16 protein-coding genes (1 of these 16 only partly in view) are annotated in these 13,314 nt (G+C 65.7%); 13 read left to right on the top strand and 3 right to left on the bottom strand.

Annotated features, from left to right (window positions below):
- The first annotated feature begins 86 nt into the window (after nucleotides 1-86).
- Together KMZ68_RS04855 and KMZ68_RS04850 are read left to right on the top strand one after the other, a co-directional pair.
- Complete coding sequence (locus tag KMZ68_RS04855) at nucleotides 87-872, top strand: SDR family oxidoreductase (RefSeq protein WP_215604982.1); 786 nt, start codon at nucleotides 87-89, stop codon at nucleotides 870-872.
- Complete coding sequence (locus KMZ68_RS04850; protein ID WP_215614745.1) at nucleotides 873-1,862, top strand: NADPH:quinone reductase; 990 nt, start codon at nucleotides 873-875, stop codon at nucleotides 1,860-1,862.
- A gap of 3 nt (nucleotides 1,863-1,865) precedes the next feature.
- On the opposite strand, the gene KMZ68_RS04845 is transcribed toward KMZ68_RS04850, so the two are convergent.
- Complete coding sequence (locus tag KMZ68_RS04845) at nucleotides 1,866-2,276, bottom strand: DUF3775 domain-containing protein (protein WP_215614744.1); 411 nt, start codon at nucleotides 2,274-2,276, stop codon at nucleotides 1,866-1,868.
- 116 nt (nucleotides 2,277-2,392) lie between these two features.
- Between KMZ68_RS04845 and KMZ68_RS04840 the strand changes: the two genes are divergently transcribed.
- The 4 genes from KMZ68_RS04840 (at nucleotide 2,393) to KMZ68_RS04825 (ending at nucleotide 5,917) form a co-directional block, all read left to right on the top strand.
- A complete protein-coding gene (locus KMZ68_RS04840) occupies nucleotides 2,393-3,241 on the top strand; it encodes an MBL fold metallo-hydrolase (protein WP_215614743.1) in 849 nt (282 codons plus the stop codon).
- A 118-nt stretch (nucleotides 3,242-3,359) separates the two neighbouring features.
- On the top strand, nucleotides 3,360-4,202 hold the full coding sequence (locus KMZ68_RS04835; RefSeq protein WP_215614742.1) for a fumarylacetoacetate hydrolase family protein: 843 nt from the start codon (nucleotides 3,360-3,362) through the stop codon (nucleotides 4,200-4,202).
- A 192-nt stretch (nucleotides 4,203-4,394) separates the two neighbouring features.
- Complete coding sequence (locus KMZ68_RS04830; protein WP_215614741.1) at nucleotides 4,395-5,009, top strand: glutathione S-transferase family protein; 615 nt, start codon at nucleotides 4,395-4,397, stop codon at nucleotides 5,007-5,009.
- A gap of 26 nt (nucleotides 5,010-5,035) precedes the next feature.
- Nucleotides 5,036-5,917 carry an MBL fold metallo-hydrolase gene (locus KMZ68_RS04825; RefSeq protein WP_215614740.1) on the top strand — a complete coding sequence of 294 codons (882 nt, stop codon included), beginning with the start codon at nucleotides 5,036-5,038 and terminating at the stop codon, nucleotides 5,915-5,917.
- Between the two features lie 222 nt (nucleotides 5,918-6,139).
- On the opposite strand, the gene KMZ68_RS04820 is transcribed toward KMZ68_RS04825, so the two are convergent.
- Nucleotides 6,140-6,682 carry a methylated-DNA--[protein]-cysteine S-methyltransferase gene (locus tag KMZ68_RS04820; protein WP_215614739.1) on the bottom strand — a complete coding sequence of 181 codons (543 nt, stop codon included), beginning with the start codon at nucleotides 6,680-6,682 and terminating at the stop codon, nucleotides 6,140-6,142.
- A gap of 257 nt (nucleotides 6,683-6,939) precedes the next feature.
- Here KMZ68_RS04820 and KMZ68_RS04815 point away from each other — a divergent pair, with 257 nt between their 5' ends.
- From KMZ68_RS04815 to KMZ68_RS04800, 4 genes are all read left to right on the top strand, one after another.
- Nucleotides 6,940-7,752, top strand: coding sequence for an alpha/beta fold hydrolase (locus tag KMZ68_RS04815; protein WP_215614738.1), 813 nt, complete (start codon nucleotides 6,940-6,942; stop codon nucleotides 7,750-7,752).
- Between the two features lie 61 nt (nucleotides 7,753-7,813).
- Nucleotides 7,814-8,386 (top strand): helix-turn-helix domain-containing protein, encoded by a 573-nt coding sequence (locus KMZ68_RS04810; protein WP_215614737.1) that lies wholly within the window; start codon nucleotides 7,814-7,816, stop codon nucleotides 8,384-8,386.
- 3 nt (nucleotides 8,387-8,389) lie between these two features.
- Nucleotides 8,390-8,704 (top strand): hypothetical protein, encoded by a 315-nt coding sequence (locus KMZ68_RS04805; RefSeq protein WP_215614736.1) that lies wholly within the window; start codon nucleotides 8,390-8,392, stop codon nucleotides 8,702-8,704.
- Between the two features lie 48 nt (nucleotides 8,705-8,752).
- Complete coding sequence (locus KMZ68_RS04800; protein ID WP_215614735.1) at nucleotides 8,753-9,274, top strand: GNAT family N-acetyltransferase; 522 nt, start codon at nucleotides 8,753-8,755, stop codon at nucleotides 9,272-9,274.
- A gap of 28 nt (nucleotides 9,275-9,302) precedes the next feature.
- On the opposite strand, the gene KMZ68_RS04795 is transcribed toward KMZ68_RS04800, so the two are convergent.
- Nucleotides 9,303-10,112: a class I SAM-dependent methyltransferase gene (locus tag KMZ68_RS04795; RefSeq protein WP_215614734.1), complete on the bottom strand. Its 810-nt coding sequence runs from the start codon at nucleotides 10,110-10,112 to the stop codon at nucleotides 9,303-9,305.
- 168 nt (nucleotides 10,113-10,280) lie between these two features.
- On the opposite strand from KMZ68_RS04795, the gene KMZ68_RS04790 reads away from it, so the two are divergent.
- The 3 genes from KMZ68_RS04790 to KMZ68_RS04780 form a co-directional block, all read left to right on the top strand.
- Complete coding sequence (locus KMZ68_RS04790) at nucleotides 10,281-10,955, top strand: GntR family transcriptional regulator (RefSeq protein WP_215614733.1); 675 nt, start codon at nucleotides 10,281-10,283, stop codon at nucleotides 10,953-10,955.
- A gap of 172 nt (nucleotides 10,956-11,127) precedes the next feature.
- Nucleotides 11,128-11,928, top strand: coding sequence for a phytanoyl-CoA dioxygenase family protein (locus tag KMZ68_RS04785; protein WP_215614732.1), 801 nt, complete (start codon nucleotides 11,128-11,130; stop codon nucleotides 11,926-11,928).
- A 153-nt stretch (nucleotides 11,929-12,081) separates the two neighbouring features.
- Nucleotides 12,082-13,314 carry the 5' portion of an NAD(P)H-dependent oxidoreductase gene (locus KMZ68_RS04780; protein ID WP_215614731.1) on the top strand. It continues 75 nt past the right edge of the window, so only the first 1,233 of its 1,308 coding nucleotides appear in the window; it begins with the start codon at nucleotides 12,082-12,084; the stop codon falls past the right edge of the window.

The following is a 13,314-nucleotide window of genomic DNA, read 5'->3' as shown; positions in this document are numbered from 1 at the left end:
GCCGGGGTCTTATCAGGGCCGGTGATGTTGGCTAGAGTGGCCGCGTCAGGCTTTTCAAAAACATCCGAAAAAACGGGAGTGAGATAGTGGATCTTGGAATCAAAGGCCGCCGCGCCATCGTCTGCGCATCGAGCAAGGGGCTGGGCCGCGCCTGCGCCATGGCGCTCGCCAACGAAGGCGTCGATGTCACCCTGACGGCGCGCGGCGCCGAGGCGCTGAAGAAAACCGCCGACGAAATCCGCAAAGCCAATCCCGGCGTCACCGTAACCGAGGTGGTCGGCGACATCACCACGCCGGCGGGCCGCGAAGCCGCGCTGAAGGCCTGTCCCGATCCGGATATCCTGGTCAACAACGCCGGCGGCCCGCCGCCCGGCGATTTCCGCAACTGGACCCGCGACGACTGGATCAAGGCGATCGACGCCAACATGCTGACCCCGATCGAGCTGATCAAGGCGACGGTGGACGGCATGATGGCGCGCAAATTCGGCCGCATCGTCAACATCACTTCGGCGGCGGTGAAGGCGCCGATCGAGGTGCTGGGCCTGTCCAACGGCGCGCGCGCCGGCCTCACCGGCTTCGTCGCCGGCATTGCGCGCAAGACCGTGATCAACAACGTCACCATCAACGGCCTGCTGCCGGGCCCGTTCGACACCGACCGCCTGCGCGGCGCGGTCGCGAAGACGGAAGCCGAGCGGCGCGGCATCACCGTCGACCAGTTGCTGGCGGAGCGCGCCAAACTCAATCCGGCCGGGCGCTTCGGCGACCCCGAGGAATTCGGCCAGGCCTGCGCGTTTCTGTGCGGCGCCAAGGCCGGCTTCATCACCGGGCAGAACATCCTGCTCGACGGCGGCGCGTTCCCGGGCACGCTGTAAGTGAAGGCGGTCTGGTACGAGCGCACGGGCGCCGCGCCCGATGTGTTGACCTTTGGCGAGATGGCAACGCCGGTGGCCGGCCCCGGCGAAGTCCGGGTCCGGCTGGAAGCCTCCGGGATCAATCCCGCCGATGTCGGCCGCCGCGCCGGCAGCTATCGCGCGATGGAGTTCCCTCGCGTGATCCCCGACAGCGACGGCGCCGGGATCGTCGATCAGGTCGGCGACGGCGTGACGCGGCTCAAAGTCGGTCAAAGGGTCTGGCTGTTCAACGGCCAGCGCAACGGCCGCGCCTTCGGCACCGCGGCGGAATATATTGCGCTGGCGGAGCATCTGGTGACGCCGCTGCCGGACAGCGTGTCGTTCGCGGCCGGCGCCACGCTCGGGATTCCCGGCATGACCGCGTGGTGCTGCCTGTTCGGCGACGGGCCGGTTGCGGGCCAGACGGTGCTGGTCACCGGCGGCGCCGGCGCGGTCGGCCACTATGCGGTGCAGCTGGCGAAATGGGGCGGCGCGCGGGTAATCGCCACCGTCAGTTCGGCGCTGAAGGCGGAACAGGCGCGGCTTGCCGGCGCCGATCTCGTGATCGACTACAAGACCGAGGACGTGGTGGCCAAAGCGATGGCCTTTACGGACGGGCGCGGCGTCGATCGCGTGGTCGATGTCGACTTCGGCGGCAACATCGCCACCACGCTGAAGCTGATGGCGGTCAATTCGACCATTGCCGTCTACGCTACCCAGGGCAACCGCAATCCCGTGGTGCCGATGCGCGAGCTGATGGAGAAATGCATCGCGCTGCGCGCGCTGGTGCTGTTCGCGCTGCCGCAGCCTCTGCTGGCGGCGGCGCAGGCCGACATCTCGAAATGGCTCGCCGCCGGAAAGCGCATCCACAACGTCGCCGCGCAGTTTGCGCTGTCGGACACCGCGCAGGCCCACCTCGCGGTGGAGAAAGGCGACAAGCTCGGCACCGTCATCGTCGACTGCGCGCGCTGATCCTCACACCGGCGTGGTGCGCTCGTCGGTCCAGGTCTCGCCGAACGCATCGAGGCCCTCGGCGAGATAATCGCTGACCAGGGGTTCGCCGAGCAGGTAGCTGGCGGTGCGATTGTTGCGGCCGTCGGCGGCCTCGCGGCGCAGATCGTCCCAATCCTCGATGGTGCCGTCGCCGCGCCCGAGCCGCATCAGGGCGACCAGATCGATCTGCTCGTCCTCGCTCATGGCGTTGATGAAGCCGGTGATCTCGCCCACCACGGGGTCGTCGGCATTATCCTCGAGCACGTCGATCATGTTGTCGTCGGCGGCGTTCGAGCCGGAATCCGGATCGGAGTCCCCCTCCTTGACGTCGAATTCCCGCATCTTCTCGATCAGAAAGCGAACCTTTTCGGCCGAAATGGCTAGTTCTGGCATGCTCCGCTCCTCTTTTCCGTGCCCGACCAACGCGCTCCGAGACGAGATGATCCATTGCGCAGACTTCAGGAAACCAGCATCTTTGCCGCCAACAAACAAGATACGGGGAATACCGGATGCGTTGGACCATAGGCCGGGTCAAAATCACCAAAATCGTCGAATTGGAGACGGTCGGAAGCACAAGATTCATCCTGCCACTGGCCACCAACGAGGAAATCCGGAAGCACCCCTGGCTCATCCCGCCTTTCGCGACCGACGAAGGCCGGCTCAAGATGTCGATCCATTCGCTTGTCGTGGAGACGCCGTCGCGGCGGATCGTGGTCGACACCGGGCTCGGCAACGACAAGGAAGGCCGCAACGTGCCGACCTGGAACAACCGGAAAGAACCCTTCCTCGAAACCATGACGGCGGCCGGCTTTCCGCCCGACAGCATCGACACCGTGCTGTGCACGCACCTGCATGTCGACCATGTCGGCTGGAACACCAGACTGGCCGGCGGGAAGTGGGTGCCGACCTTCGCCAACGCGCGCTACGTGTTCGGCAAGACCGAGTATGAGCACTGGCGCGACCACAGCGACGCGCCCGACAAGGTGGCGGTGTTCAATGATTCCGTGAAGCCGATCGCGGATGCCGGCAAGGCCGATCTGGTCGCCAGCGACGCCCGGGTCTGCGACGAAATCACCCTGATCCCGACGCCCGGCCACAGCCCGGGCCACATGAGCATCCACATCCAGTCCGCAGGCGAACAGGGCCTGCTGACCGGCGACGTCGCCCATCACCCCTGCCAGATGGCGCATCTCGACTGGTCGTCGACCGCCGATTCCGACCCCGCCCAATCGGTCGCGACGCGGCGCGAGCTGTTCTCGCGCTTTGCCGACACGCCGACGCTGGTGATCGGCGGTCATTTCAACGCCGGCCATATCAAGCGCGACGGCGACGCCTTCAAATTCGTGGCCCTGGCGTGAACCTGGCTCCCTCGGGATGAAGAGGGCTGCAATGCAGCGCGCAGTCCGTGGTTGAATTTCCCGGCGCGCTGTTCCATGAAGCATTCAAGCCAATAAAACCTTCAAAAGGGAGCGAGAAATGAAGCTGGTTCGTTACGGGGCAAAAGGCCAGGAAAAGCCCGGCCTGATCGACAAATCGGGCCAGTTGCGCGATCTCTCCGCGCACATCAGGGATCTCGATGGCGAGGCCTATTCGCCGGCCTCGCTGGCCAGGCTTGCCGCGCTCGATCCGTCCAAGCTTCCGGCCGTCAGCGGCAACCCGCGGTTCGGCGCGCCGGTTACCGGCATCTCCAAATTCGTCGCCATCGGCCTCAACTACAGCGACCATGCCAAGGAAACCGGCAATCCGATCCCGTCGGAGCCGATCTTCTTCATCAAGGCCAATACAGCGCTCTCCGGCCCCAACGATCCGGTGGAGAAGCCGCGCGGCTCGACCAAGCTCGACTGGGAAGTCGAAATTGCCGCCATCATCGGCACCCGCGCCAAATATGTCTCCGAGGCCGACGCGCTCAATTACATCGCCGGCTACTGCGCCTGCAACGACGTTTCCGAGCGCAATTTCCAGATCGAGCGCCTCGGCCAGTGGACCAAGGGCAAGTCGCACGACACCTTCGGCCCGCTCGGCCCCTGGGTCGCCACCAAGGACGAAATCCCGGACGTGCAGAAACTGTCGATGTGGCTCGACGTCAACGGCCAGCGCCGCCAGACCGGATCGACCTCGACCATGATCTTCAACATGGCGAAATGCATCTCCTACGTTTCGCAGTTCATGACGCTGCTGCCCGGCGACATCGTCACCACGGGCACGCCGCCCGGCGTCGGCACCGGCATGAAGCCGCCGCAGTACCTCAACGTCGGCGACGTGGTCACGCTCGGCATCGAAGGCCTCGGCGAACAGCGCCAGGAAATCATCGCGGCGTGAGGTAGCTGTCCTCATCCTGAGGAGCGCGTCTCGCGCGCGTCTCGAAGGATGAGCCAAGAGGACGGTCACCCTTCGCGGCTCGAAGGGTGACGGGAGATAATTCATTGCTGCCTATCCTTCGAGACGCGCGCCAAACGGCGCCCTCCTCAGGATGAGGGTCGTGGTTTTGGACGCTATTCAAGGAACAACAACATGAAACTCTCGTTCTCCCCGGCCTCGCCGTTCGCCCGCAAGGTGCGTATTGCCGCGATCGAACTCGGGCTGATCGATCGAATCGAGTTCATCCCGGCGACCGTGGTGCCGGGCCAGCCCAATGACGAATATTCGAAGATCACGCCGCTGAAGAAGCTGCCGGTCCTGATCCTCGACAACGGCGACGTCATTCTCGATTCCTACGTCATCGTCGAATATCTCGACGAACTGGCCGGCGGCGGCAAGCTGATCCCGGCTTCAGGGCCGATGCGCTGGAAGGTAAAGACCGAGCACTCCATGCTGCAGGGCATGCTCGATTCGATGCTGCTGTGCCGCTACGAGAACCTGGTGCGGCCGGAGCCGCTGCGCTGGCAGGCGTGGGCCGACGACCACTGGGCCCGGGCCTGGAACGGCATGGCGCGATTCGAGAAGCAGGCCGACACGCTGTTGCGCCCGCTCGACATCGCGCAGATCGCGCTCGCCTGCGTGCTCGGCTATGCCGATTTCCGCTTTGCCGATTGCGGCTGGCGCAAGGCGTTTCCGAAACTCGACGCCTTCCATCAGAAGATGCTGGAGCGGCCGTCGGTGAAGATCTCGCTGCCGCCGCCGGCTTGAAGCAGGACATTGCCAGGGAAGTTTCCATGAGTCTCAAGTTCACCGTCGGCGATCTCACCATCCACCGCATCATCGAGCAGGAAACCAGCTTCCTGCCGGTGCTGGACATGTTTCCGGCACTGACGCCGGAGCAGCTTGCGGAGAACCGGGCGTGGATGCGAGAGGCCGGCGCGCTCGACGCCAGTGACACGCTGGTCCTGTGCTTCCAGTCCTACGTGGTGAAGACGCCGCATCACACCATCCTGGTCGACAGCTGCATCGGCAACGACAAGCCGCGACCGCTGCGGCCGAAATGGAACATGAAGACCGACAACGGCTACATGCGGGCGCTGGCTTCGGCCGGCTTTTCGGTCGACGACATCGACTTCGTGATGTGCACGCATCTGCATGTCGATCACGTCGGCTGGAACACGCGGCTGGAGAACGGCCGCTGGCTGCCGACCTTTCCGAACGCGCGCTACGTGTTCGGCAAGAGCGAGTTCGACTACTGGACCGAGCAAAACGCCAAGGCGGAAGTACCTCCCTTCGCCGACAGCGTGCTGCCGGTGGTCGCGGCCAAACAGGCCGAACTGGTGCGCGACGATTACGAGATCGGCGATCACCTGCGCATCCTGCCGACGCCGGGTCACACGCCGGGGCACATGGCGTTCGCCTTCGGCCGCGGCAGGGATCTCGCCGTCGTCAGCGGCGACCTGATGCACACCCCGCTGCAGACCCGCTATCCCGAACTGTCGCCGAGATTCGACGTCGATGCGGCGCAGGCGGCGAAGACGCGGCGCGCTTTCCTGGAGCGCTATTGCGATACCGATACGCTGTGCTGCACCGCGCATTTCCCTTCGCCGTCCACCGGGAAGATCCGCCGCTCGGGCAAGGGTTTTACCTGCGAGGCGGTGGCGGGCACAATCTGATTTCTTCGGTTTGGAATTGTACGCGCCGCGACCTCGGCTCACCTCGCCCCGCCTGCGGGGAGAGCATAGGCCGCCTACGGCGGCCGTCCTTGAAAAGAACGCCGAAGCGAAGCTTCGGCTATCGCGTAGCGCCGGGTGAGGGGGATTCTCCGCGAGTCCGAATGCGTGGAGAGTCCCCCTCACCCCGACCCTCTCCCCGCAAGCGGGGCGAGGGAGAAGGATCTAGTCGAACAGACTCGGCGTGTGATTGACCACCGCGCCTTCGATCGCCAGCATCTTCAGTTTCGTCACCACGCCGCCGTTGGCGGAGAAGCCGCCGGGCTTGCCGCCGGCGGCGAGTACGCGATGGCACGGCACCACGATCGGACAGGGATTGCGGCCGAGCGCCTGGCCGACGTCGCGCGACAGCTCGACGCCGCCGAGCCGCCTGGCGATATCGCCGTAGGTCATGGTCTTGCCCGGCGGGATGGTGCGGGCGATGGCGTAGACGCCGCGGTTGAATTCGGGAACGCCGTCGAGATCGAGCACGATGTCCGTGAGATCGTTCGGCTTGCCCGCGAGCAGCTCGACGATGCCGTCGATCGCGCGCTGCACTTGCGCCGGCGGCGGCGCCTCCGCGATATCGCCGTGGCTCTGGCGGATCCGGGTACGGGTCTTGTCCTCGCTGCCCATCGGCAGCTGCACGCCGCTGATGCCGCGCGCGCCCCAGACGATGCCGCAGCGGCCGATCGCGGTGTCGAAGATTGCAAAAGTGTGGCCGGTCATGGCTGGCTCCGGATCTGATCGCCCCATGCTGTGAGCTTGATGCTGGCCCGGAAGATAGGCTTGGAGATTGTTGCGATCCACCCGGATTCCGCGGGAACTTGGTGCCGTCCCCCGCGAAAGGTTTTCGCTCCGGCTTGACCCGGTGACCCATCTTTGAAAGGCGGTTCTTTGCGAAGACGGATGGATACGCGGGTCGAGCCCGCGTATGACGTCCGGGTGTGTACAGGCGCCAATACCCAGCCCCCGCGAGACCCCGCATGCAAACCCTTCACGTCAACGGATACGACATGGCCTATCTCGAGGTCGGCGAGGGCCCGCCGCTGGTATGCGTGCACGGTTCGCTGTGCGACTTCCGGATCTGGTCGGCGGTGCTCGGACCGCTGTCGCAAAGACATCGCGTGATCGCGGTGTCGTTGCGGCACTTCTTTCCCGAGCATTGGGACGGCGTCGGTGACACCTATTCGATCGCGCAGCATGTCGACGACGTCACCGCCTTCATCGAGAAGCTGGACGCCAGGCCGGTCGACCTGATGGGGCATTCGCGCGGCGGGCATATCGCGTTTCGGGTCGCACAACGCCGGCCCGACCTGTTGCACCGGCTGATCCTCGCCGAACCCGGCGGCGAACTCGACGCTTCGCTCGATCCGGCCTTCAAGCCCGGGCCCTCGCCGCTGGCGGCGCGGTTCGCCGTATCGGCCGAGAAAATCGCGGCCGGCGATATCGACGGCGGGCTGGCCTATTTCATGGATACGCTGGAAGGCCCCGGCGCCTGGAACCGGCTGCCCGCGACGCCGAAGCAGCTGTTGCGCGACAATGCGATGACGCTGATCGGCCAGGTCAGGGACGAGCGCCCGCCGTTCTCGAAAGCCGACGCGGAAGCGATCAGGACGCCGACACTGTTCATCGGCGGCGCCAACACCAAGGGCGCGCTGCCGCAGGTGCTGCACACCCTGGCGGCCCATGTGAAGGGGTCGAAGACGGCAATGATCCCCGGCGCCACCCACCCGATGTTCGAACAGGCGCCGCAGAAATATTGCGAGATCGTGCTGGAGTTTCTGGCCGCGCATTGAGCGCGCCGGACGGCCATTGCCGGCCCTTGCCCGGGACGGACTTTTCTATTATACGAAACGTATGTCTATTATAGGAGACGATACCGGCACCCGGATCGCCCGACGGCTTCGGCTGGAGCGGGATGCGCGGGGATGGTCGCTGGCGGACCTCGCCGAACGGTCGGGGGTTTCCAAGGCAACCATCAGCAAGATCGAGCGCGAGGAATTGAGCCCCACCGCGGTGATCCTGGTGCGGCTGGCCAGCGCCTTCGACCTCACCCTCGCCGGGCTGCTGGTGCGCGCCGAGGGTGACGGCGTCCAGCCGCTGCTGTCGCGCGCCGCCGACCAGCCGGTGTGGCGCGATCCCGCCACGGGATATTCGCGCAGGCAGGTGTTCGCCCGGCCCGACCATCCGGTCGAAGTGATCCAGGTCGAAATGCCCGCCGGGAAGAAAGTGGTGCTGCCGGCCTCCTCCTACGCGCGGATCCGTCAGGCGGTCTGGGTGCAGTCGGGCCAACTCGTCATCATCGAGAACGGCGAGCGCAATGTGCTGGCCGCCGGCGACTGCCTCGGATTCGGCGCGCCCGCCGAAACCACCTTCGCCAACGAAACCAAGAAACCCTGCAGCTATCTCGTCGTGCTCGCGCGGAGCTAGTCGATGGCCGCGATCGAAGCCAAAGCCTCGGACGCGCCGGTCGGCCACAATGGCGGGCCGCCGCTGGAGCAGGAGCATCGGCCGGAATGGGGCGACGGCGGAATCGGAAACTACTTCTACTGGAAGGCGGCGCACCGCGCGGCCTGGCACAACGTCTCGCCCGGAATCGTCATGTTTCGCCTGCGCAAGGCCGAACGGCTCGGACTCACCTACGAGGAATACACCTTGGAAATTCTGGAACGCGGCCGCCATCTCCAGATCGAGGACGTCGAAAGAATTGCCGAGATCAAGACGGCGCGATCGTTGAAGCGCAAATGAGCGAACAGGACCGCAACAAGGCTGCTTTGATTCACCGGGATCCACCCTATGTCCGCAATCGAAATTAGCGCGCTGAACGCCTCGCCCGATATTCTGAGGATGCTGAGCGAGATCCTGATCGAGACGGTCGCGAACGGCGGATCGGTCAGCTTCATGCATCCGCTGCCACAGGATGCGGCAGGCGCATTCTGGGACGGCGCGCTGGCAGCGGCCGGCCGCGGCGAACGCATCATCTTCGGCGCCTGGGATGGCGATGTGCTCGCCGGCACCGTCACCCTGCTGCTGGATTGTCCGCCCAATCAGCCGCATCGCGCCGAGATCGCCAAGATGATGACCCGGCTCAGCCATCGCGGCCGCGGCGTGGCCACGGCCTTGATGCGGGCCGCCGAGGATCTGGCGGTCCAGCGAAACCGCACGCTGCTGGTGCTGGACACCGCGACCGACGGCGGCGCGGCGGGACTGTACGAGAAACTGGGCTTCGCATTGGCTGGCGAGATTCCGGGCTATGCCCTGAAGCCGCATGGGGGCCTGACGGGGACCCTGATCTACTGGAAGCGGATCGGCGCCTGAGACGATCGTCGGCGACAGGTGAGCGCGGTCATCGTGGCTTGGTCGCGGAAAACACGATCGCCTGAAGCGGCATACGGCCGTTGCCGAATTCACGCCGAACCGCTTGCAGCATCGCGTCAACGATGCGTTGGGGTTCGACGCCGCCGCGCGCCCGGATCTGCTCGATCAGCGGATTGCCGTAGACCAGGGCCTGCGCAAAACCCGCCATGTCCGCAATCGCCTTGTTCAGCCTGACGACGGCAATGCCGAGATCATCGAAACCCGCCGCGAGCAGCATCTCCTTGATCGGATCGATCTGGTGGCAGGAGAACGGCACGTTGTAGAACTGCGGCGGATCCGCCGGAAAGAAACTTCCCGCGACCTCGTGCGCGATCCGGCCGAACGAGTTGTGGCGATGGGAATCCCAGACGCTGAACAAATAGCGGCCGCCGGGGACGAGCACACGCCACACCTCTGCGCAGGACCTGGCCTTGTCCGGAAAAAACATGATTCCGAACTGGCAGACCACCGCGTCGAAACTTGCGTCCGCGAAGGGAAGCGCCACGGCGTCGGCCGGCTGGAACGCGACGCGCTCGCCGGCCCGGAACTTGGCGCGGGCGATGTCGAGCATCGGCGGATTGAGATCGGTCGCGGTCAGCTGAGCATCCGCGGGCAGTGCGTCGCGCAGCCTGCGGGTGACGATGCCGGTGCCGGCCGCCGTCTCCAGCACCCGCAACGGATTGCCGGCAGCGGCGCGCTGCGCGATGTCGGCGGCGTAGTCGGTGAAGATGTTGGGGCCGAGGCCCTGATCGTAGTATTGCGGGATACTGCCGATGAAGCCGGCCGCGTCGTTGCTCATGACGAACCTCCGATCGCCCCGGCCGCAGCATAGCGCGAGGCCCCGGGCCAACAAGCAGCCGACCCCAAGGTTCGATCCGGGACCACCAGCCTACACTTGACCCCGCCGCGCCCCCTCGATATGTTGCACGGGATACGGAATTCCGTATTCCGAATGAGGATGGCCGGCATGATCCCGTTGAACCCGCTGCCCAACCTGATCGACCAGGCCTATGCGCGGATTCTCGAAGCCATCATCGACCGCACGCTGCCGCCGGGGCAGCGCATCCGGCAGAACGAACTCGCTGAAAAGCTCGGGGTGTCGCGCCAGCCGGTTTCCCACGCGCTGCACCTGTTGCACCGGCAGGGCCTGGTCGCCGAAAGCGGCCGCCGGGGTTTTGAGGTGACGCGGCTCGATCCCCTGCGCATCCGCCAGCTCTACGAAGTGCGCGGCGCCATCGACGCGCTGGCGGCCCGGCTCGCGGCCGGGCGAGCCAGGACCGATGCTGCCGGACGCGCGCGGCTCGAGGCTGCGCTGCAGGCCGGGTGCGCCACGAACCGCGAGGCGCCGCTGGCGAGGCTGATCGCGCTCGACGTCGATTTCCATCGCGCGATCTATGCGCTGTCCGGCAATCCCGCAATCGAGGAAATGATCGCGCCGCAATGGCCGCATATGCGCCGCTCGATGGCGACGGTGCTGGCCGAACTCGACTATCGCGAAAGCGCCTGGGCCGAGCACGAGACCATTGCCGCGCATATTCTTTCCGGCAACGCCAGGGCGGCCGAAGGCGCGGCGCTGGCGCATGCGCTCGGCGCCGGACGGATGACCGAGGAGCGACTGAAGGCGACCGATCAGGCGGCGTAAAGACCGGATGTCCTCATCCCGAAGAGGTGCGAAGCGCCGTCTCGAGGGATGAGCCAGGAGGCATCCTGGTTCGAGACGCGCCAACGGGTCCGCGCGAAGCGCGGCCCGATGATAAACTCCGACGCACTCCTCACCATGAGGGGAGAGAAACAAGAACCAAGGGAGGAAACCGATGAAACTCACTCCAGAGCAGATCGACTATTTCAATCGCGAGGGCTGGCTGTTCCTGCCGGAATTGTTCAGCCAGGAGGAGGTCGACCTGCTGGCGCGCGAGGCCATCGGCATCTACGACACCAAGCGCCCGGAGGTGTGGCGCGAGAAGAGCGGCGCACCGCGCACCGCCTTTGCCGCCCATCTCTACAACGAGGCGTTCGGCCTGCTCGGCGCGCATCCGCGCATGATCGAGCCGGTGGAACAGATCTTCGGCGAGAAGGTCTACATGCACCAGTACAAGATCAACGCCAAATCGGCCTTCACCGGCGACGTCTGGCAGTGGCACCAGGACTACGGCACCTGGAAACGCGACGACGGCATGCCGCAGCCGCGGGCGATGAATATCGCGATCTTCCTCGACGAGGTGATGCCGATCAACGGCCCGTTGATGCTGGTGCCGAAGAGCCAGCACGCCGGCGACCTCAAGGCCTCGCACGACCTCGAGACCACCTCTTACCCGCTGTGGACGCTGGACGAGGAAACCGTGACGCGGCTGGTGAAAGAGGGCGGCATCGTCGCGCCGACCGGCAAGGCCGGCGGCATGCTGATGTTTCACGGCAATCTGGTGCACGGCTCGGCCGGCAACATCACGCCCTATCCGCGCAAGATCGTCTATCTCACGCTCAACGCCGTCTCGAACTACATCCGCACCCCGACGCGGCCGGAATATATCGCCCATCGCGACTTCACGCCGATCAAGACCGTGGACGACGATGCGCTGCTGCGTCTGGCGCGGGTGCATCGCCAGGCGGCGGAGTAACCTCTCACCCGTCATCCCGGGGCGCGCTGAAAGCACGAACCCGGAATCTCGCGTAAATCATCTCGGGATTCCCCGATGTGCTATTGCACATCTGAGGTCCACGCGAACACGCGTGGCCCGGAATGACGCGAGTGAAAATTTGATCGGATTCCCATGAACCTCTCCCATCTCCTCAACGCCCGCCGCGCCGCCGGCAAGCCGGTCCGCGTCGCGCTGGTCGGCGCCGGCAAATTCGGCTCGATGTTCCTGTCGCAGGTGCCGCACACACCGGGACTGGAAGTGCCCGTCATCGTCGATCTCGACCGCGATCGCGCCCGCGAAGCCTGCCGCACGGTCGGCTGGGACGAGGCGCGGATCGCGGCCACCGCCTTCACCGACGATGGCGTGCGAGCCATCGCAGGCGGCGCGATGGACGTGATCGTGGAGGCCACCGGCAATCCCGCGGTCGGCATCCGGCATGCCCGCGCGGCGATCGCGGCCGGCAAGCATATCGTCATGGTCAATGTCGAGGCCGACGTGCTGGCGGGGCCGCTGTTGGCGGAGGAAGCCCGCAAGGCCGGCGTGGTCTATTCGCTGGCCTATGGCGACCAGCCGGCGCTGACCTCCGAAATGGTGGACTGGGCCCGCGCCACCGGCTTTCGCGTGGTCGCCGCCGGCAAGGGGACAAAATATCTGCCTGCCTATCACGACGTCACGCCAGCCGGCGTCTGGGGCCATTACGGGCTCACCGCCGGCGAGGCGCAGTCGGCCGGCATGAATCCGCAGATGTTCAACTCGTTTCTCGACGGCACCAAGTCCGCCATCGAGATGGCGGCGATCGCCAATGCCACCGGGCTCGATGTGCCCGGCGGCGGGCTGCTGTTTCCGCCCTGCGGCGTCGACGACCTGCCGCATGTCATGCGGCCGCGCGACAAAGGCGGCGTGCTGGAGAAATCCGGCGTCGTCGAAGTGGTGTCGTCGCTGGAGCGCGACGGCCGGCCGGTGTTCCGCGATCTGCGCTGGGGCGTCTATGTCGTGCTGGAAGCGCCGAACGATTACGCCGCGGACTGTTTCAGGCAGTACGGCCTGAAGACGGATTCATCGGGTCGCTATGCTGCGATGTACAAGCCGTATCATTTGATCGGGCTGGAGCTGAACATCTCGATCCTGTCGGCGGCGCTGCGCAACGAGCCGACGGGGCAGCCGCACGATTTCTGCGGCGACGTCGCCTCCGTCGCCAAGCGCGACCTGCGCGCCGGAGAAGTGCTCGACGGCGAAGGCGGCTATACGGTGTGGGGCAAACTGATGCCGGCCGCGGCCAGCCTTGCGGCCGGAGCGTTGCCGATCGGGCTCGCGCACCGGCTGAAGCTGAAGAACGATGTCGCCCACGGCGCCGTGGTGCGCTGG

This window comes from Bradyrhizobium sediminis (assembly GCF_018736105.1).
In the GTDB taxonomy this organism is placed as follows: domain Bacteria; phylum Pseudomonadota; class Alphaproteobacteria; order Rhizobiales; family Xanthobacteraceae; genus Bradyrhizobium.
Note: the sequence above shows the minus strand (reverse complement) of the source record. Positions and strands in the feature narration are given on the sequence as shown.

Excerpts from the sequence above, each read along its gene's own strand:
- KMZ68_RS04830 (WP_215614741.1), top strand. The coding sequence starts at position 4,395 with ATGAAACTCTCGTTCTCCCCGGCCTCGCCGTTCGCCCGCAAGGTGCGT.
- KMZ68_RS04785 (WP_215614732.1), top strand. The coding sequence starts at position 11,128 with ATGAAACTCACTCCAGAGCAGATCGACTATTTCAATCGCGAGGGCTGG.
- KMZ68_RS04845 (WP_215614744.1), bottom strand. The coding sequence starts at position 2,276 with ATGCCAGAACTAGCCATTTCGGCCGAAAAGGTTCGCTTTCTGATCGAG.
- KMZ68_RS04790 (WP_215614733.1), top strand. The coding sequence starts at position 10,281 with ATGATCCCGTTGAACCCGCTGCCCAACCTGATCGACCAGGCCTATGCG.
- KMZ68_RS04840 (WP_215614743.1), top strand. The coding sequence starts at position 2,393 with ATGCGTTGGACCATAGGCCGGGTCAAAATCACCAAAATCGTCGAATTG.
- KMZ68_RS04800 (WP_215614735.1), top strand. The coding sequence starts at position 8,753 with ATGTCCGCAATCGAAATTAGCGCGCTGAACGCCTCGCCCGATATTCTG.
- KMZ68_RS04820 (WP_215614739.1), bottom strand. The coding sequence starts at position 6,682 with ATGACCGGCCACACTTTTGCAATCTTCGACACCGCGATCGGCCGCTGC.
- KMZ68_RS04795 (WP_215614734.1), bottom strand. The coding sequence starts at position 10,112 with ATGAGCAACGACGCGGCCGGCTTCATCGGCAGTATCCCGCAATACTAC.
- KMZ68_RS04825 (WP_215614740.1), top strand. The coding sequence starts at position 5,036 with ATGAGTCTCAAGTTCACCGTCGGCGATCTCACCATCCACCGCATCATC.
- KMZ68_RS04810 (WP_215614737.1), top strand. The coding sequence starts at position 7,814 with ATGTCTATTATAGGAGACGATACCGGCACCCGGATCGCCCGACGGCTT.
- KMZ68_RS04835 (WP_215614742.1), top strand. The coding sequence starts at position 3,360 with ATGAAGCTGGTTCGTTACGGGGCAAAAGGCCAGGAAAAGCCCGGCCTG.
- KMZ68_RS04815 (WP_215614738.1), top strand. The coding sequence starts at position 6,940 with ATGCAAACCCTTCACGTCAACGGATACGACATGGCCTATCTCGAGGTC.
- KMZ68_RS04805 (WP_215614736.1), top strand. The coding sequence starts at position 8,390 with ATGGCCGCGATCGAAGCCAAAGCCTCGGACGCGCCGGTCGGCCACAAT.